Source organism: Deltaproteobacteria bacterium (assembly GCA_016875225.1).
Taxonomy (GTDB): Bacteria; Myxococcota_A; UBA9160; order SZUA-336; family SZUA-336; genus VGRW01.
This window is the reverse complement of record VGRW01000021.1, coordinates 1-17,459: the sequence shown is the minus strand read 5'-3', so window position 1 is coordinate 17,459 and position 17,459 is coordinate 1. Positions and strand designations below refer to the sequence as shown.

Annotated in this window: 15 protein-coding genes and 1 tRNA gene; 8 read left to right on the top strand and 8 right to left on the bottom strand. The window is 70.2% G+C overall.

The genetic code is table 11. From position 1 onward, the window contains the following. Positions 1–15: 15 nt before the first annotated feature. Positions 16–693 carry a pyridoxamine 5'-phosphate oxidase family protein gene (locus FJ108_07500; protein ID MBM4335740.1) on the top strand — a complete coding sequence of 226 codons (678 nt, stop codon included), beginning with the start codon at positions 16–18 and terminating at the stop codon, positions 691–693. Here FJ108_07500 and FJ108_07495 read toward each other — a convergent pair. From FJ108_07495 to typA, 3 genes are read right to left on the bottom strand one after another with little or no spacing between them, the layout of a single operon-like run. Continuing rightward, entirely contained in the window at positions 690–2,747 is a 2,058-nt protein-coding gene (locus tag FJ108_07495; GenBank protein ID MBM4335739.1) for an MFS transporter, read from the bottom strand. The two genes, FJ108_07500 and FJ108_07495, sit on opposite strands and share 4 nt — an antisense overlap. Next, entirely contained in the window at positions 2,153–3,019 is an 867-nt protein-coding gene (locus FJ108_07490; GenBank protein MBM4335738.1) for a VOC family protein, read from the bottom strand. The genes FJ108_07495 and FJ108_07490 overlap by 595 nt, the downstream gene beginning before the upstream one ends. Positions 3,020–3,042: 23 nt before the next feature. After that, positions 3,043–4,851, bottom strand: a complete 1,809-nt coding sequence (gene typA, locus FJ108_07485; protein ID MBM4335737.1) for a translational GTPase TypA — start codon at positions 4,849–4,851, stop codon at positions 3,043–3,045. Positions 4,852–4,883: 32 nt separating this feature from the next. On the opposite strand from typA, the gene FJ108_07480 reads away from it, so the two are divergent. Continuing rightward, positions 4,884–5,852, top strand: coding sequence for a D-2-hydroxyacid dehydrogenase (locus tag FJ108_07480; protein MBM4335736.1), 969 nt, complete (start codon positions 4,884–4,886; stop codon positions 5,850–5,852). A gap of 22 nt (positions 5,853–5,874) precedes the next feature. Then, on the top strand, positions 5,875–6,663 hold the full coding sequence (locus FJ108_07475) for an SDR family oxidoreductase (GenBank protein MBM4335735.1): 789 nt from the start codon (positions 5,875–5,877) through the stop codon (positions 6,661–6,663). 12 nt (positions 6,664–6,675) lie between these two features. Here FJ108_07475 and FJ108_07470 read toward each other — a convergent pair whose 3' ends face one another. From FJ108_07470 to FJ108_07455, 4 genes are read right to left on the bottom strand one after another with little or no spacing between them, the layout of a single operon-like run. Then, positions 6,676–8,313 (bottom strand): long-chain-fatty-acid--CoA ligase, encoded by a 1,638-nt coding sequence (locus FJ108_07470; GenBank protein ID MBM4335734.1) that lies wholly within the window; start codon positions 8,311–8,313, stop codon positions 6,676–6,678. 16 nt (positions 8,314–8,329) lie between these two features. Further along, the gene (locus tag FJ108_07465) at positions 8,330–9,148 is read right to left on the bottom strand and encodes an isocitrate lyase/PEP mutase family protein (GenBank protein MBM4335733.1); all 819 of its coding nucleotides are present in this window, start codon (positions 9,146–9,148) and stop codon (positions 8,330–8,332) included. Then, the gene (locus FJ108_07460) at positions 9,145–10,461 is read right to left on the bottom strand and encodes an MmgE/PrpD family protein (GenBank protein ID MBM4335732.1); all 1,317 of its coding nucleotides are present in this window, start codon (positions 10,459–10,461) and stop codon (positions 9,145–9,147) included. The genes FJ108_07465 and FJ108_07460 overlap by 4 nt, the downstream gene beginning before the upstream one ends. A gap of 53 nt (positions 10,462–10,514) precedes the next feature. Then, complete coding sequence (locus tag FJ108_07455) at positions 10,515–11,372, bottom strand: HAD-IA family hydrolase (protein MBM4335731.1); 858 nt, start codon at positions 11,370–11,372, stop codon at positions 10,515–10,517. Here FJ108_07455 and FJ108_07450 point away from each other — a divergent pair. The 5 genes from FJ108_07450 (at position 11,302) to FJ108_07430 (ending at position 16,524) form a co-directional block, all read left to right on the top strand. Further along, positions 11,302–12,639, top strand: coding sequence for a HAMP domain-containing protein (locus tag FJ108_07450; protein ID MBM4335730.1), 1,338 nt, complete (start codon positions 11,302–11,304; stop codon positions 12,637–12,639). The genes FJ108_07455 and FJ108_07450 overlap by 71 nt on opposite strands. Next, the gene (locus tag FJ108_07445; GenBank protein ID MBM4335729.1) at positions 12,636–13,787 is read left to right on the top strand and encodes a hypothetical protein; all 1,152 of its coding nucleotides are present in this window, start codon (positions 12,636–12,638) and stop codon (positions 13,785–13,787) included. Before FJ108_07450 ends, FJ108_07445 begins: the two co-directional genes overlap by 4 nt. Next, complete coding sequence (locus FJ108_07440; protein ID MBM4335728.1) at positions 13,777–15,057, top strand: hypothetical protein; 1,281 nt, start codon at positions 13,777–13,779, stop codon at positions 15,055–15,057. Before FJ108_07445 ends, FJ108_07440 begins: the two co-directional genes overlap by 11 nt. Positions 15,058–15,130: 73 nt before the next feature. Beyond that, a tRNA-Asn gene (locus tag FJ108_07435) sits at positions 15,131–15,206 on the top strand. A 37-nt stretch (positions 15,207–15,243) separates the two neighbouring features. Further along, positions 15,244–16,524, top strand: coding sequence for a DUF1015 domain-containing protein (locus FJ108_07430; protein MBM4335727.1), 1,281 nt, complete (start codon positions 15,244–15,246; stop codon positions 16,522–16,524). Between the two features lie 19 nt (positions 16,525–16,543). Here FJ108_07430 and FJ108_07425 read toward each other — a convergent pair whose 3' ends face one another. Further along, on the bottom strand, positions 16,544–17,200 hold the full coding sequence (locus FJ108_07425; protein ID MBM4335726.1) for a hypothetical protein: 657 nt from the start codon (positions 17,198–17,200) through the stop codon (positions 16,544–16,546). Positions 17,201–17,459 lie beyond the last annotated feature (259 nt).

Below are 17,459 nucleotides of genomic sequence, written 5' to 3'. Positions count from 1 at the left end.
AGTAGCTCAACCCGGATGGAGACGTCAACCATGGCCGAGCTCGCCCCCACCCCACGGACCCGAGTCAAGCGGCTGCCGCAGCGCGGCAGCTACGACCGCGAGGTGCTGAATGCGATCCTCGACGAGGGCTTCCTGTGCCACGTCGCGTTCCTGTACGAGGGGCAGGCCCGCGTGATTCCGACCATCTACGCGCGCGGCGGCGATTTCCTGTACCTGCACGGCGCGCGCGCGAACCGGATGCTGAACGCGATGATCGAGCCCGGTCACGACGCCTGCCTCTCGGTCACGCACGTCGACGCGCTGGTGCTGGCGCGCTCCGCGTTCCACCACTCCGTGAACTACCGCTCCGCGGTGGTCTACGGCCAGGCGGAAGAGGTCACGGACCCGGACGAGAAGCGCGAGGCGCTGCGGCTGCTGGTCGAGCAGGTGATGGCCGGCCGCTCGAAGGACGTGCGCGGCCCGAACGCCGCGGAGCTGAAGCAGACGCTGGTCGTGAAGCTCCCGATCGCGGAGGCCTCGGCGAAGATCCGCGCGCACGGCGTGGTCGACGACGAGGCCGACATGGGACTGGGCTGTTGGGCGGGCCTGCTGCCGATCCAGACCCGCTACGGGCCGCCGGTCCGCGACCCCGCGCTCGCCGAGGAGATCCCGCTGCCGGGATACCTAGACGGCTACTCACGGGCGCCGCGCTAGTCGGCGCCGGCCTGACGCCGAGAGAGCGCGCGCCGGATCTCGGCGTGCGCCTCGCGTGTCAGCCGGTAGCGCGTGATCAGGCTGATCGGGATCACGTGCAGCAGCGGAAGACAGATCCCGACGACCACGCCCAGACGCAGGATCGTGTCGGCCGGAACCTCGGCCGGAGCCGCGGCGCGCGGCAGATCGATCATGCCGAGAATGAGCCCGCCGAGGACGATGCCGATCCCGGAGACCGCTTTGCCCGAGAACGAGAGCGCGGCGCTGAACATCGCCTCCTGGCGGTAGTGGGTGCGGAGCTCGTGATCGTCGAGAACGTCGGCGACCAGCGACGCGCCGATGATGCCCTGAACGACGGAGATCCCGGCGCCGAAGACTCCCATTCCGACCAGGATGCCCAGGAGCCGCGGATCGCCGTTCGCGGGCAGCACGTCGAGGAAGCGGAGCGACACCAGCGTGACGCCGTCGATCACGTTGATCGAGGCGCAGACCAAGAGGACGTGCTTCTTGTCCCATCGCCTTTGCGAGGCAGCGACGAGCGGAAACGCCGCGAGCGCCCCGACCGACACCAGAGCGAACCAGCGCAGGTCCTCGCCGGTCAGCCCCCAGAAGTAGGTCGTCATGTAGATCTGGATGTTGGCCGTGGTGCCGCTGATCGCCGACGAGATCAGGACGATCACGAAGATCAGCGCGAATTGTCGGTTGGAGAGCGCGCGCAGCAGCTCGCGAACGGTTCCCTTCAGGCTGAATCCCTCGGGTGTGACCGCGTGCTGGCGCAGGTAGGGAATCTCGCGCAGCGAGAGGAGCGTCGTCGCGAGAGCGCCGGACGTGAGCAGGATGCCCGCGCAGAGCGCCATCGTCGGGTAGTGGGCGGGGTTCAGCTGTCCGACCGGCTGCTCGGGCGTGGCGCGCATGACGAAGCTGAACACGAACAGCGGGAAGGCCACCCCGATCGTCCAGCCCGCCGCGAAGCGGTGCGACATCACGCTGGTTCGCGCGGCGTAGTCGTCGGAGAGCTCGGCCGCTATCGCCGCCCAGGGCACGAAGAAGAGCGTCATCAGTCCGCGGGTGAGCATCGCGAAGCCGCCGAGCCAGAGCACGAGACCCGTCTCGCCGAGTCCCGACGGCGGCACGAACACCAGGTAGAGAGCGGCGCCGAGCGGGAGCGCGCCGATCAGCATCAGCGGATGCCGGCGTCCCCAACGCGTCGAGAGATTGTCGGAGAGCGAGGCGACGACCGGGTCGGTGATCGCGTCGAAGACGATCGCGACGGCGAGCGCGATCGACACGCGATTCGGATCGACGCCGAGAATCTGATTGTAGTAGAGGAGCAGGAAGGTGTTGAAGGTCCAGTTCTTCACCGTGTCGGGAACCGCTCCGATTCCCTGGTAGAGCTTGGTGCGAAACGAAAGCGGGCCTTCGCGCGAGCGGCGGAGGTAGCTCGGGACGCCTCGATCCTTCACGCGCTCGAGGGCTCGATCACGAGCGTCGCGACCCCATGGGTCCCGCTCTCGACCGTGAAGACCCGCGTACCCGGCTTGTGGCCGGATCGCACCGCGCTCGCGGACACGCCCGCGGCCACGAGCCGGGCTCGAGCGGCCTCGGCGTCGGGAACCTGCCAGGCGAGGCCGAAGAGCCGATCGCGCGCCTCGCGATCGGGTGGCGCATCGAGTCGGCTCGCGAGCTCCACGGTGACCCCGCCGACGCGAAAGAACAGCAGCCTCAAGCCGCGATTCTCGAACGTGCGGTCCAGCGCCAGACGCAGGCCCAGCTTCTCGCCGTAGAACGCGCGCGTGGACTCGACGTCGGCCGTCTGCACGACCACGTGGTCGAGCGCCGCGACCGCGGACTCGCGCGCGACGTGCGGGGCGACGAGCGGAAGCGCGTCGGGCGCGGAGAGGTGCTCGATCGCGAACACGAGCGGCCCGCGGGTGTCGCCGGGCGGAAGCACCACGTTCTTCCAGGCGCGCTCCGCCGAGCTCTGCTCGTCGCGGCCGCGGCCCGGGTTCGGCTCGGACGCAGACAGCCCTCGGCTTCGCAGCTCGCGCGCGCACGCCTCGGCATCGTCGGTGCCGAAGGCCAGGCCGATCAGACCCTCGCCTTCCGAGTCGAGCCGCGCGCGGAGCATCGCGGCGGTCGGCCCGTCCGAGACCGCTGCGAGCAGCTCGAGATAGGTGTTCGAGAGGCGGAACAGCGCGTTCGCCGTGCCCATTCCAGGGTGCGCGCCGCGCCACGACGGCTCGCGACCGAGAAGCGTGGTGTAGGCCGCGGTCGCCGCTTCGAGATCGCGCACGCCGACGATCAGGTGGTCGAGCGAGTGCAGCATCGCGCGAGCCTAGCAGAGACCGATCAGCCCGGTCGTTTCCTCTGATTCGCCGGCAGGAGGCGCTTGCGCAGGCGCAGGCTCTCGGGCGTCACCTCGAGCAGCTCGTCGCCCTCGATCCACTCCAGCGCGGATTCGATCGTGAAGCGGCGTGGCGGGGTGAGAACCTGGGCATCGTCGTGGCCGGTGTTGCGCACGTTGGTGAGCTTCTTCGCGCGCGTCACGTTCACGTTCATGTCGTTGTCGCGGCGATTCTCTCCGACGATCTGCCCCTCGTACACGTTCTCGCCGTTGCCGATGAACATGGTCGCGCGCTCCTGGATGCTGAACAGCGCGTGGGTCGTGGAGCGACCGGTCTCGCTCGCGACGATCGCGCCGACGCCGCGCCCGCCGAGCTCGCCCGCGAGCTTTTCGTAGCCGCGCACGCTGCGGTACAGCGTTCCCTCGCCGCGCGTGTCGGTGAGGAACTCGGTCCGGTAGCCGAACAGGCCGCGCGACGGCACCACGAAGTTCAGCAGCGTGCGCGAGCCGCGGCTCTCCATCTGCACCAGCCGCCCGCGACGCGAGCCGAGCTTCTCGAGCACCGCGCCCGTCGCCCGCTCGGGAACCTCGGCGACGACGTCCTCGACCGGCTCGCAGCGCTTTCCGTCGATGGTGCGTTCGATGATCTGCGGCTGCGAGACGGCGAACTCGTAGCCCTCTCGGCGCATGGTCTCGATCAGCACCGCGATCTGCAGCTCGCCGCGACCAGCGACCTCGAAGGTGTCGGTGGCCTCGCCCGTGCCGATCCGGATCGAGACGTTCGTGAGCGCCTCGCGGCGCAGCCGGTCGCCGATCTGCCGGCTGGTGACGTACTTGCCTTCCTGGCCGGCGAACGGCGAGTTGTTCACCGAGAAGCGCACGCTCACCGTCGGCGGGTCGATCGCGATTCGCGGCAGCGACTCCTGGGCATCGGGCGGGCAGATCGTGTCGCCGATCTCGATCGTGTCGACGCCGGCGATGATCGCGATCTCGCCGGCAGAGGCGCTCTCGCGCTCGACCCGATCGAGGCCTTGCGGCGCGAAGAGCTTGGTGATCCGGAAGCTCTGCGCGGGCCCCGTCTCGGGTATACGCACCACGGTGACGCCGCGGCGCAGCGTGCCTCGCTCCACGCGGCCGATCACGAGCCGGCCGACGAACTCGTCCCAGCCGAGCGTCACGGCCTGGAACTGCAGCGGTCCCTCCACGTCGACGACCGGAGCGGGCGCCTGCTCCAGGATCAGATCGAGCAGCGGACGCAGATCCCTTCGCTCGGCCTCAGGCGTGAGCGCCGCGGTGCCCTGCTTCGCCGAGGTGTACACGATCGGGAAATCGAGCTGCCGGTCGTCGGCGCCGAGCTCCACGAGCAGGTCGAAGACCTCGTCCACGACCTCGTGCGCGCGCTGCTCGGGTCGGTCGATCTTGTTCACGACGACGATCGGCTTCAGGCCCTGCGCGAGCGCCTTGCCGAGCACGAAACGCGTCTGCGGCATCACGCCCTCGACCGCGTCGACCAGGAGCAGGACCGCGTCGACCATTCCCATCACGCGCTCGACCTCGCCGCCGACATCCGCGTAGCGGGGCGTGTCGACCAGCTGGATCCGCACGCCCTGGTACTCGACCGCGGTGCTCTTGGCGTGGATCGTGATCCCGCGCTCGCGCTCGAGATCCTCGCTGTCCATCGCGCGCTCCTGAACCTCCTGATTGACGCGGAACGTGCCGGTCTGGCGCAGGAGTCCATCGAGAAGCGTCGTCTTGCCGTGATCGACGTGCGCGATGATCGCGAGGTTGCGGATGTCTTTGCGGGGGCCACGCATCGGGGCGGCGAGGCTAAGATGCAATCCGCCGGATGTCCACAGGCCGTATCGCGCGAATCCACATCTATCACGGGATCTCGCAGGAGCTCTCCGAGGCCCTCGCCCGCCCGCTCCGCGCGCGCCTGCCCGATCGCGAGGTGATCGTCTGGGCCCGCGAGGACGAGCTTCGCGCGGGCATCGGCGAGGTCGAGGCGCTGCTCGCGTACCGCCCGCCGCGCGGCCTCTGGGCCGGAGCGACGCGGCTGCGGCTGTTCCAGATGATGGGCGCGGGTGTCGACGCGCTCTTGCCGGCCCCCGATCTGCCTTCGGCAGTGCGAATCGCGAACGCGCGCGGCATCCACGGACCGCAGATGAGCGAGTTCGCGCTCGGAATGATCCTCGCGCTCGCCAAGCGCTTGCCTCGGGCGCTCGAGCAGAGCCGCAATCGGCTCTGGAAGCCCTACGCGGTCGACACCATTTCGGGTCGCACGCTCGGGATCCTGGGGCTGGGTGCGATCGGCTCGGCCGTGGCGGAGAAGGCGAACGCGCTGGGGATGCGCGTGATCGGCACGCAGCGAGAGCCGAAAGCCACCCCTCACGTCGACCGGGTCTTCGCAGGCGACGGGACGCGAGCCGTGCTTCGCGAGTCGGATTTCGTGGTCGTGCTGCTGCCCCTCACGCCCCGGACGCGCGGCTCGCTCGGAGCAGTGGAGCTGGGCTGGCTGCGCCCTAGCGCGTACCTGGTGAACCTGGCCCGGGGCGGAATCGTGGACGAGGACGCGCTCGCGGCGGCGCTTCGTGCCGGACGGCTCGCCGGCGCGGCTCTCGACGTCTTCGCGGAGGAGCCGCTCCCGGCCACGAGCCCGCTCTGGAGCGCGCCGAACACGATCCTTTCGCCGCACGTCTCGGGCCTGGGCCCGGGCTACATGGACCGACTCACGGAGATCTTCGCCGAGAACCTGCAGCGCATCGAAACGGGCCGGCCGCTTCGCAACGAAGTCGACCGCGCGCGCGGCTACTGATCCGACAGAGAGGGAGAACGTCATGAGGTTGGCCGGAAAGCGCGCGATCGTCACGGGAGCCGCGAGCGGAATCGGGCGCGCGAGCGCGATCCTGTTCGCCTCGGAGGGAGCGAGCGTGCTCGCGGTCGACCTTGCCGAGGAGGGGCTCGAGGGGACCCGCCGGGAGATCGAGAGGCTGGGCGCGAAGTGCCTGATCCGCCGCGCCGACGCATCGGACGAGGACGTCGTGCGCGAGCTCGTCGCGGCGGCGAAGCGAGACCTCGGCGGGCTCGAGGTCTGCTACGCGAACGCAGGGATCAGCGGCGGGTTCGTTCCGCTGCTCGAGCTCACGGCCGGCGACTGGGAGCGGGTCCTGCGCGTGAACCTGATCGGCCCGTTCCTCGCGATCAAGCACGCCGCGCCGCTGATGCGCGACGCCGGCGGCGGATCGATCGTGTGCACCGCGTCGGTCGCGGGACTGCGCTCCGGAGCCGGCGGCTCCGCGTACAGCGCCAGCAAAGCGGGGGTGATCAGCCTGGTGCAAACGGCGGCGAACCAGCTCTCGGGAAGCAACGTGCGCGTGAACGCGATCTGTCCCGGCCTGATCGAAACCGGCATGACCCGGCCGATCTTCGAGCTCGCGCGCGAGCGCGGAAGCGACAAGAAGCTCGGCCAGCTGAACCCCCTGAAGCGCGCCGGGCAGCCGGTCGAGATCGCGCGGATGGCGCTGTTCCTGGCCAGCGACGAAGCGAGCTACGTGAACGGGCAGGCGTTCGCGGTGGACGGCGGGCTCTCGTCGAGTCACCCGTTCGTGCCGGGGCGGATCGCGTGAGTCGCGGCCGCGCTAGTTTCCCTTGAACTCGACGCCCATGATCACGCGGCCCTTCCCCTGCCATTCCTTCTCGCGCAGCTTGAACTTCTGGATCTTGCCGGTGCCGGTCTTGGGCAGCTCGCCGAACTCGATCGCCTTGGGGCACTTGAATGCGGCGAGGTGCTCGCGCGTGAACGCGATGATCTCCTCGGCGGTCGCGTTCGCGCCCGGGCGCAGCGCCACGAACGCCTTCGGCACCTCTCCCCACTTCTCGTGCGGCATCGAGACGACCGCGCACTCGAGCACTGCGGGGTGCTTCACGACGATGTTCTCGACCTCGATCGTGGAGATGTTCTCGCCGCCCGAGATGATGATGTCCTTGGAGCGGTCGCGAAGCTCGATGTAGCCGTCGGGGTGCACGACGCCCACGTCGCCGGAGTGGAACCAGCCGCCGGCGAACGCCTTCGCGGTGGCCTCGGGGTCGTCGTAGTAGCCGCGCATCACGTTGTTGCCGCGCATCACGACCTCGCCCATGGTCGCGGCGTCGGCGGGCACGTCGTTCATCTCGCCGTCGACCACGCGCAGGTAGATCGCGTGCGGGTACGGCACGCCCTGGCGGGACATCAGCTTCGCGCGCGCCCCCGTCTCGAGCCGCTCCCAGCCGTCCTGCATCTCGCAGACGACGTGCGGACCGTAGGTCTCGGTCAGCCCGTACAAGTGCGTGATCCGGACGCCGAGCTTCTCCATCTGCTCTAGCAGCGTCGGCGACGGCGGCGCTCCGCCCGTGCATGTGTGGAGCGGTGGGTCGAAGCGTCTTCCCTGCGCGGCCGGATCCGACGCGAGCATGAGCAGCACGGTCGGCGCGCCGTTCAGGTGCGTGATGCCCTCGTCGTCGATCAGCCGGAAGATCTCCGGCGGATCGACCTTGCGCAGGCAGACGTGCTTGCCGGCCGCGCCGGTGAACGCCCAGGCCATGCACCAGCCGTTGCAGTGGAACATCGGCACGGTCCAGATCAGCGTCGAGCGGCGGTCGAGCCCCAGCACCCCGATCTGGGAGAGCGCGTTCAGGTACGCGCCGCGATGCGTGTACATCACTCCCTTGGGCTGGCCCGTCGTGCCCGAGGTGTAGTTGATCGAGATCACGCTCTCCTCGTCGGAGACCGTGTTCGAGATCGGCAGCACCGGCGCGTCCCTCGCGAACTCGTCCCAGGCGAGCTTGCCCGGCCGCGCGGGCGCGAATTCGTCGGGAATCTCGACGACCGTCCGCAGCGCCCGCCGCGCGGGAAGGATCGCGTCGAGCGGCGGCGCGAGCTCCGGATCGACGAGCAGGATCTTGGCGCCGCAGTGGTCGAGGATGTAGGCGATCTCGGCCGGCGCGAGCCGCGTGTTGATCGAGACCAGCGGCGCGCCGAGCAGCGGCATGGCGAAGTGCGCGAGCAGGTGGGCGGGCGTGTTCGGCGCCAGGATCGCGACGCGATCGCCCGCGACCACGCCCGCGCGGCGCAGTGCGCCCGCCATTCGCCCGGTCTCGAGCGCGAGCTGCGCGTAGCTCCAGCGCAGCTTGCCGTGTACGACCGCTTCGCGGTCCGGGAAGACGCGCGCCGTGCGCATCAGCATGACGAGCGGCGTGAGCGCATCGCTTGACACGTTCGCGTCCGGCTGTGTCGGCATCACTTCTCTCCCTGATTCAGACCTTGTAGCGCTCCGCGTCCGCGTACTTCCCTTCCAGTCCGACGATCCCGGTGAACTCGGCGAAGCTCGTCTTCGCGCTCGCGTCGTCCGCGGAGACTCCCGTCCTCACCAGCGCTTCGAAGGCCCGCTCCATCGCGCGCGACGCCGCCAGCAGGCCGGTGAGCGGGTAGACGACGTACTCGAAGCCGAGCTCGCGAAGCTCGGAACGGCGGAGGATCGGCGTCTTTCCGCCCTCGACCATGTTCGCCATCAGCGGGCCGGGAACTTCGCGGCCGATCCTCGCCAGCTCGTCGCGGGACTGCGGCGCCTCGACGAAGATCAGATCCGCACCCGCCTCGCGGTACAGGCGCCCGCGCCGGATCGCCTCGTCGAGACCGAGCGGCGCGCGCGCGTCCGTGCGACCGAGGATCGTGAAGCTCGCGCCCGCGCGGGCATCGGCGGCCGCGCGGATCTTCTGCGCGTGCTCCTCGGCTCGGATCACCTCCTTGCCCTGCATGTGGCCGCAGCGCTTCGGCCAGACCTGGTCCTCGAGCAGCACTCCCGCGGCGCCGAGCGCGATCAGCTCGCGAACCAGCCGCTGCACGTTCAGCGGCCCGCCGTGGCCCGTGTCGCCGTCGACGATCACGGGCACGCGCACCGCGCGCACGATTCGCCGCGCGCAGTCGAGCATCTCCGTCTGTGTGAGCAGCCCGAAGTCCGGCTCGCCGAGCTGCGTTCCCGCCACGGCGAAGCCCGAGACGAAGAGCAGCTCGAAGCCCGCCCGCTCCGCGAGCTTCGCCGAGAGCGCGTCCCAGACACCGACCGAGAGCGTCACGCGAGCCTCCCTGCAAGCTCTCGCACGTCGCGGAGGGTCTCGAGCGACGAGAACGAGTCGATCAGCGCCCGTGCCCGCTGCACACCCAGCGCGGGCTCGAGACAGAGCGCGAGCTTCGCCTCGCGATGTGCGTCGCTCAGCGGGTTTTGCGGATGTCCGCGCGCGATCCTCACGCTCTGCCTCGCGCGCGTGCCGTCGGAGAAGATCAGCTCGACCTCCTCGTCGGCGGAGCGGGTCGCGCGCACGCTGACGCGGCGGAGCAGAGCCTGGACGTCGTCGGCTGCAGCGCGCGCATCGGAGAACGCGTCCAGGCCGGGCCAGCCCGAGAGCCAGGCAATCGCGACGCAGTACTGGAGCGAGAACTTCGCCTCGAGCCCGGTGTGAGGCTCCGGGTAGATCAGGATCGAGAGCCCGAGCGGGTCGCTCGCGCATTCGATCGCGCGCAGCTCGCGGCCTTCATGCTTCTCGCGCAGCGCGAGCACGGCGTCGATCGCGCGGTGCGTGAAGCGGCACGACGGATACGGCTTCAGCTCCACGCCCGGATCGTCGAGCGCGAAGCCGGCGTCGAGCGGCGGCAGCTCGAGCGGACGCGCGCCGCCGTAGAGATCCGCGAGCCCCAGCTCCATCTCGAGCGCGTCGGGACGCGCGGTCACGGAGCGGCGCGCGAGCTCGGCCGCCTCGAGACCCGCGCGCGCGGCCAGTCCCGCGTGCAGCGGCTTGGCGTCGGTGCCGAAGTTCCCGCGCGTTCCCGCCGCCCGCGAGGTCGCGATCCCGAACGCGCGGCGAAGCGCGCCCGCGTCGAGCCCGAGCAGCACGCCCGACGCCGCCGTGGCTCCGAAGACGCCGAGCGTGGACGTCGCGTGCCAGCCGCGCTCGTAGTGCGGCTTTCCGAGCGCCTGTCCGAGCCGCGCCTGGACTTCGAATCCGGCGACGTAAGCGAGCATCAGCTCCGCGCCCGAGCGCCCGAGTGCCTCGGCCAGCGCGAACGCGGCGGGCAGCAGCGGAACCGTCGGGTGACCGTTCATCGCCCAGGAGACGTCGTCGAAATCGAGCGCGTGCGCGGCTGCTCCGTTCACGAGCGCGGCGAGCGCCGGCGAGACGCGCTCTCCGGTTCCCCAGAGACTCGCGCGAGGGTACGAGCCCTGCTCGAGCGCGAAGCCGCGCAGCTCGCGAGTCACGCGCTCGTCGCGCCCGGCGATCGCGCACGCGACCGCGTCGAGCATCGCCGCTCGCGCACTCTCGCGCGCCGACTCGGGCACTTTCTCGAGCGAGAGCCCGCAGGCAAACTCCGCCAGACGCTCGGTCGCACTCATCGCGGCTAGTGGACTCCTCGCTCCGTCGGGGGTCAAGTCGCGCGGGCGGTTCTTCAGGCCCGCTCCTTCTGGCCCAGCACCGTCGCTGCGATCTCGCGCGGGTGCTCGAGCAGGAATTCCGCGCCCGCCGCGAGCAGCTCTTCGCGACCGCGCAGTCCCCAACCGCAGCCGATCGTGCGCGCACCGGCCGCGAGCCCCGTCTCCACGTCGACGGCGCTGTCGCCGACCATCCAGACCTCGGCGGATCGGCGGCCGAGTCGGTCGAGCACGTGCACGAGAACGGCCGGGTCGGGCTTGCGAATCGAGAGCGTGTCACCGCCAAGCACGGCGCCGAAGATCGACTCGAGGCCGAGGCCTTCGATGATGCGATCGAGGAAGCGCACCGGCTTGTTCGAGAGCACGGCCAGGGTCTCGCCGGAGAGCGCGTCCAGACAGTCGGCCATTCCCGGGTAGAGATCGGTCGTGTCGAGACAGCAGCGGTCGTAGTGGGCGCGAAAGCGCTCGTAGTGGGCTTCGAGTCGCTCCGGCGCGCGCTCCGCTTCGGGAAGCGACATCGCGAGCAGCTTCAGCGCGCCGTCGCCGATCCCCGCCTTCACCTGTGGACCCGTGACGGCGGGAAGTCCGGCGTCGTCGAGCGTCCGGTTCAGAGCCGAGGCCAGGTCGCGCCACGTGTCGGCGAGCGTGCCGTCGAAGTCGAAGATCACGACGCGGCCGGACCGGGCTGTCTCCACCGCGCACAGACTAGGACGGCCCTGCTTTGCGCGCGAGATCCCCGATGATACGCTTCGAAAACCTCGGACCGCAGGCCAACGTTCGGTACGGAAAGGGAATTTCCCGCCTGTGATCTTCCCGCTGCGCTTCAAGCTCGCAATCCTGTCGAGCGTCCTTCTGGTGGGCGCGATCGGCACGATCTCGCTGGTCGTGCTGGAGCGGAGCGCGCAGGCGCTGGCCGACGAGGCCGGAAAGCGCGCGGTCGTCCTGGCTCAGCAGCTGGCGCGCAACGCCCGCGAGCCGCTGCTGCTCGAGGACGACCTGCGGCTCTCGCAGCTGCTCGCGACGGTCTCGAACGAGTCGGAGGTCACCGTCACCCGCGTGCTCGACAAGAGCGGACGCGTGATCGCGTCCTCGCGCGACGACGAGGCGGAGATCCGCGATCGCATGACGCGCGAGAAGGAGCTCGCGACCTGGCCGCTCGGCGGAATGCTGATCGTGGCCGCGCGCATGACCTACCGCGACCTCGACATCGGCGAGGCGCAGGTCGTGCTCGACGTGAAGGCGGTCACCGGACGCGCGATCCGCGCCGCGCGGCGTCAGGTGCTGGTCGCCGCGGGGATCCTGCTCGGCATCGGCCTCGTGATCGCGTTCGTCGTGTCGGGAATCCTGAGCCGACCGCTGCGGCAGCTTCGCCTGGCGGTGAACGCGCTCGCGGCCGGCGACCTCTCCGCGCGCGTGCAGCCGACCTCGCGCGACGAGATCGGCGTGCTGGCGCGCGCCTTCAACGAGATGAGCGAGAGCCTGGGAGAGAAGCGCCGGATCGAGACTGCGTTCAGGCGCTACGTCTCCGACCACGTGCTCCGCGAGGTGATCGACTCGCCCGAGTCGATCCATCTGAAGGGCGAGCTCCGCGAGGTCTCGGTCATCTATCTCGACATCCGGAAATTCACGCGACTGACGGGCACCCTCGGACCGAAGCGGACCGTCGCCTTTCTGAACGAGTGCTTCGACCTGATCACGGCTCGGCTGCTCGACCACGGAGCGACCGTCGACAAGTACATCGGCGACGCGATCCTGGCCTACCTGGGCGCGCCGATCGAGACCGACGACCACGCGCAGCGCGCCGTCGCCGCCGCCATCGCCGTCCAGCGAGCGATCAACGAGCGCAATCGGGGCTGCGAGCTAGCGGGGAAGCCGTTCGTGCGGCTCGAGGTCGGGATCGGCATCCACACCGGTCCCGTCGTCGTGGGAAACATCGGCTCCGAGCTGAAGATGGACTACACCGCGATCGGAGAGCCGGTGAACGTCGCGAACCGGATGCAGGCGCTGGCCGGCCCGGGCCAGATCAAGATCACCGGAGAGGTCCGCGGGCGGCTCGGCGAGCTGATCGACGTGAAGCCGGAAGGAACCCGGATGCTCGAGGGGGTCGATCACCCCATCGAGGTCTTCGAAGTCCTGTACTGAGCGGGCACGCCGCGGCGGAGCTTCGCTTCCTGTCGGCGGGTGCGGCTTCCCCTAACATCCGCGCGGTGCCGCGCCTCCGATCCGCCCTCTGCTGCGCCCTGCTTCTCTCGCTCGTCGGATGCGCAGGAGCCTATCTGCGCGGCGAGCAGCTCTACAGCCAGGGCGACGTGGCGGGTGCGCTGGGCGCATGGCGGGACATCCCGCCGTCGAGCTCCGAATACCCGCGCGCGCAGCTGCGACTCGAGACGATCGAGCGCGAGCTCGCGAGCTCGCTTGCGCGCTACGAGAAGCGCGCGGCGTTCTTCGAGGACGAAGGCCGCCTCTCGGAAGCGGTGCTCTACTACCGACTCGCGCTGAAGCTCGACCCCGATCGGCCGCAGACACTCGCGCGAACGCAGTCACTCTACCGGGAGCTGCGGGCGCGAGAGGCTGCGGAGCGCGCGAATCTCGCCGCCGCTCTTGCCGCGGGCAGCCTGCGCGAAGCGAACGACGCGGTGAAGCGGCTTCAGAGACTCGATCCGTTCGATCCCGCGATCCAGATCGAGCTGCGCCAGGTTCGGGCCGAGACGGGCGCGCAGGTGCTGCGCTTCCTGGAGGACGGAAAACGCGCCTACGCCGTCGGCGATCGAGACGGGGCGCGAGGCGCGTTCGAACGCGTGCTCGAGCTCGACGCCGAGAACGAGGCCGCGCTCGGCTATCTCTCCTACATCAAGCGCGACGACGCGCAGGTCGCGGACCAGGCAAAGCCGGTGGAGCCCCACCGGCCCCCCGCGGCCCGCCTGCCGCCGCCGTCCGTCTCGTCGGAAGAGATCATCGCGGAGGGCCGATTCCGCTCCGGGCAGACGGCGGAGGAGATGGGAGATCCGTACCGCGCGATCCGCGAATACCAGATGGCGCTGCGGATCGAGCCTCGGCACGCGGCCGCGAAGCGCCGGCTCTCGACGCTGCGCGCGGAGCTCGCCCCGCGCGTGCCCGCGCTGTACGAGCAGGGCAAGCGCTACTTCCAGGACGAGGATCTCGAGAAGGCCCTCGTGGTGTGGCGAAACGCGCTGCTGATCGCGCCCGACGACGCGCGCACCCGGGAAAACGTGGACCGGGCGGAGCGGATGCTCTCGCGGCTCGAGGAGATCCAGACCCGTGGCCCGTGAGATTCGCGGGTTCGCGCTCGTGCTTCTCGCGGCGGGCAGCCTGGCTTGCGCGAGCACCCGGACGATGATCGCCGAGCGCCTCTTCGCGAGCGACGAGCAGCTCGTCTTCGACCGCAGCTCGCGCCTGCTGCCGCCCGAGGGCCTGCGCATCACCTCGAACCAGGACCGCCAGATCGGGCTGGCGTGGGACCCGGTTCTGGTCGGCGACGTCGCCGGGTACGCGATCCTGCGCGCGAAGGGGAAGTCGGACCAGGCCTACCTGCGAGTCGGCATCACCCGATCGCGCTTCGGCACCGTCTTCATCGACGCCGGCGCGACCGCGGGCGCGCTCGGCGACGGCCAGACCTACGCCTACCGCGTCCACCCCTACGACTCGAAGGGCCGGATCTCACGAAACCACGCCGCGCTGACCGCGACGACGGAGGAGCGCCCCGCCGTGCCCGAGGGTCTGCAGGTCTACTCGAACCTGCCGCGTAGCGCGGTGCTCTCCTGGAAGCCGAGCGAGACGAGCGGCGTTTCGGGCTACGCGATCTACCGCTGCCCGTCGACGGCCGGACCGTGGGAGCGGGTGGTCTTCGTCGAGGGTCGACTCAATACGGTGTACGAGGACACGGTTCCCGGGGACCTGCGCGTGATGTACTACAAGATCAGCGCCGTGAGCCGATTCGGCGGCGAGAGCGATCCGACCGAGAAGCCGATTCGCGCCGTGACGAAGGCCGAGCCGCTGCCGCCGATCGGAGTCGAGGCGAGCGCCTCCGTGCTGGGCCGGGTGGACCTGCGCTGGGCGCCGAACGTCGAGCCGGACCTTTCGGGCTACGAGGTCTGGCGCGCGCTCGCCGATGGGTCCGACTTCGCCGACGAGATGCCGATCGCCCGGGTCCCAGCCGGCACGACGGCGCTGGTGGATACGAGCGTCGGCTGCGGCCAGACCGCGCGCTACCGCGTGCGCGCGACCGACGCCGACGGGCTGGAGAGCCTGCTCTCGGACCCGCTCGCGGTCAGGAGCCAGGACGCGGGGCTGAGGCTGTCCCGGCGGGAAGGCGGGCTGCGGCTCTCCTGGGACCTGCAGAGCACGGAGGGCTTCACGGAGCTGCGCGTCCGCGAGATTCGCAGCGTGCGCCCGGACCGCGAGCTCGCGAGCTCCGAGGTCGGCGGCGAGCTCGCGTTGCCGGAGCTCGAGAGCGGGAAGGAGCTCGCGGTGGTGTTCACGCGAGCGAGCGCGACGGGAGAGACGGAGTCGGCGCCGCCGTGTCGCCTGGTCGTGCCGTGATGCGGGTTCGGCCGCGCTCCGCTGGGGGGCCCACTTGAATCCCGATCGCGCATCCGTAGACTGAGCCACCCATTCCCCGGTAGCTCAGTTGGTAGAGCGGGTGGCTGTTAACCACTAGGTCGGCGGTTCAAGTCCGTCCCGGGGAGCCATCGTCGCGGTCGGGGCGCGCGAGGCTCGAGGGTCAGCATGCGCCTCGCCGAGATCGGCCTCGAAGTGCCCGAGATCCTCTTGCCCGCAGCCGGCGTGGATCTCGCGCGTTGGGCGGTGGTCGCCTGCGACCAGTACACCTCCCAGCCCGAGTACTGGCGGGCCGTCGACCACAGCGTCGGTGATTCGCCGTCCGCGCTGCGTCTGGTGCTGCCCGAGGTCCATCTCGAGGCGCCCGACATCGAGGCGCGGATCGCGGCGATCCAGGCGCGAATGCGCGAGTACCTGGCGCGGGGCGTCTTCGCGAAGCCGCTGCGGGGCTTCGTCGCGGTCGTGCGCAGCACGCCTCATGTCGCGGCGCGCCGCGGGCTGATGGTGGCGCTGGACCTCGAGCGCTACGACTGGCGCCCGGGCGCGCGAGCGCTCGTGCGCCCGACCGAGGCGACCGTCCCCGAGCGCCTGCCCCCGCGCCTGCGCGTTCGAGAAGGTGCGGCGCTCGAGCTACCGCACGTGCTGGTCCTGATCGACGATCCCGGCGAGACCGTGATCGGTCCGGTCTGCGACGCGGCCTCTCGCACGCCTGCGCTCTACGACTTCGAGCTCATGAACGGGGCCGGCCGGATCCGGGGCTTCGCAGTGAGCGAGCCGGCGCGGATCGAAGGCGTGGCGCGCTCGCTCGCGGCGCTGGCCGAGCCCGCGCTTCAGGCCGCGAAATACGGGGCGAGCGACGGCGATCCGTTCCTGTACGCCTCCGGCGACGGCAACCACTCGCTCGCGGCCGCGAAGCTCTTCTGGGACCGCCGCAAGGGCGCGCTCGGCGCAGCGCAGCGCGAGCGGGACCCGGCGCGCTTCGCGCTCGTGGAGCTCGTGAACGTGCACGACCCCGGCCTGCGCTTCGAACCGATCCACCGGATCGTCTTCGACGTCGATCCGGAAGCGCTTCTCGCCGACCTCGACCGGCTTGCCGGCGCCGGCCCGAAGCACGCGCTGCCCTGGCTGGCCTCGACACGGTCCGGTGTCGCAACGCTGCCCGCCGGAGACGAGCCGCTGGCGGTCGCCGCGCTGCAGGGCTTTCTCGACGGCTGGCTCGCGAAGCACCCCGAGGCGCGCATCGACTACATCCACGGCGACGAGGCGCTGGCGGAGCTGGCGGCGGCGCCGCGCAGGATCGGCTTTCGGCTGCCCGCGTTCGAGAAGTCGGCGCTGTTTCCGACGGTCGCGCGGCGCGGCGTCCTGCCGCGAAAGGCGTTCTCGCTCGGCGAGGCGGAGGAGAAGCGCTTCTATCTGGAGGCCCGACGGCTCGGGCCTGCCTCCGACTGAGTCGTCTCTCGCGCGGCGCTCAGGAGCGCGCGCGAATCTGGCTCGCGACGATCCCGCCGCCGAGCAGCGCGAGAAGCACCGAGCTCGGCTCGGGGATCGGATTGCTCGTGCCGATCGGCCCGGCGCCGTCGGCGATCCGGATCCTGGCGAGCGTGAAGTCGCGCCACTCGCGGCGGTCGGGCACGAAGCTCACCGACGTGACCACGCGGTTGATGTCGAGCGTGAGCTGGCCGTGCCTCGCGCCCGCGGCGCTGAACCCGATCGTGAAGTCGCTTCCGACGACCGAGCCCTGATCGACCACGCGCAGGAAGCTGATTCCCGTCGTGGACAGCATGCCGATGTCGATCGAGGTGAGCAGCACCGGAGTCGCGAAGCTGATCGAGAGCACCTCGGGCGCGTCGATCTCGTAGGGGGAATCGATCAGGCATCCGCGGACCGTGATCGGGCAGTTGATGCCGAAGCCGTTGCCTGCGCTCCAGGTCAGATCGCTCCCCGCCGGATTCGCGGAGAACGTGACCGGACCGAACGCGGCGTTGCCAGCGTAGGTCACGGTTCCGGCGTAGCCGGACGCGATGGCGGCACCCGTGAGACCCGTCAGGTCCAGGGTGGCGGCGCCGGCGAGCGGCGCGAGAGAGAGCATCGAGGCGACCAGTGCAGCGCGTACCCGCAACAGCATTCCAACTCCGTCCATGAAATTAGACGTTTACCGGACTTCGTGGGGAAAGAGTAACACCGCGTTCACCAGCCGGTCAAGCAAAATTTCGCCTGCGCACTAGAAGCGGTCCCAAAATAGATGTTGCGCTACGGTGTAGCCAACGCGAGTTCGGGCAGCGGGTGCTGACGCGAGACTCGTCTCCCCTTTCGAAGGGGGAGGTGCGTGGACCTCACGGATCGGGACTGGGAGCGAGTGGCGCCCCTGATTCGCGAACCGAAGC

Coding starts and splice junctions, on each gene's coding strand:
- FJ108_07500 (MBM4335740.1), top strand. CDS start 16: ATGGAGACGTCAACCATGGCCGAGCTCGCCCCCACCCCACGGACCCGA.
- FJ108_07490 (MBM4335738.1), bottom strand. CDS start 3,019: ATGCTGCACTCGCTCGACCACCTGATCGTCGGCGTGCGCGATCTCGAA.
- typA (MBM4335737.1), bottom strand. CDS start 4,851: ATGCGTGGCCCCCGCAAAGACATCCGCAACCTCGCGATCATCGCGCAC.
- FJ108_07480 (MBM4335736.1), top strand. CDS start 4,884: ATGTCCACAGGCCGTATCGCGCGAATCCACATCTATCACGGGATCTCG.
- FJ108_07475 (MBM4335735.1), top strand. CDS start 5,875: ATGAGGTTGGCCGGAAAGCGCGCGATCGTCACGGGAGCCGCGAGCGGA.
- FJ108_07470 (MBM4335734.1), bottom strand. CDS start 8,313: ATGCCGACACAGCCGGACGCGAACGTGTCAAGCGATGCGCTCACGCCG.
- FJ108_07460 (MBM4335732.1), bottom strand. CDS start 10,461: ATGAGTGCGACCGAGCGTCTGGCGGAGTTTGCCTGCGGGCTCTCGCTC.
- FJ108_07430 (MBM4335727.1), top strand. CDS start 15,244: ATGCGCCTCGCCGAGATCGGCCTCGAAGTGCCCGAGATCCTCTTGCCC.
- FJ108_07425 (MBM4335726.1), bottom strand. CDS start 17,200: ATGCTGTTGCGGGTACGCGCTGCACTGGTCGCCTCGATGCTCTCTCTC.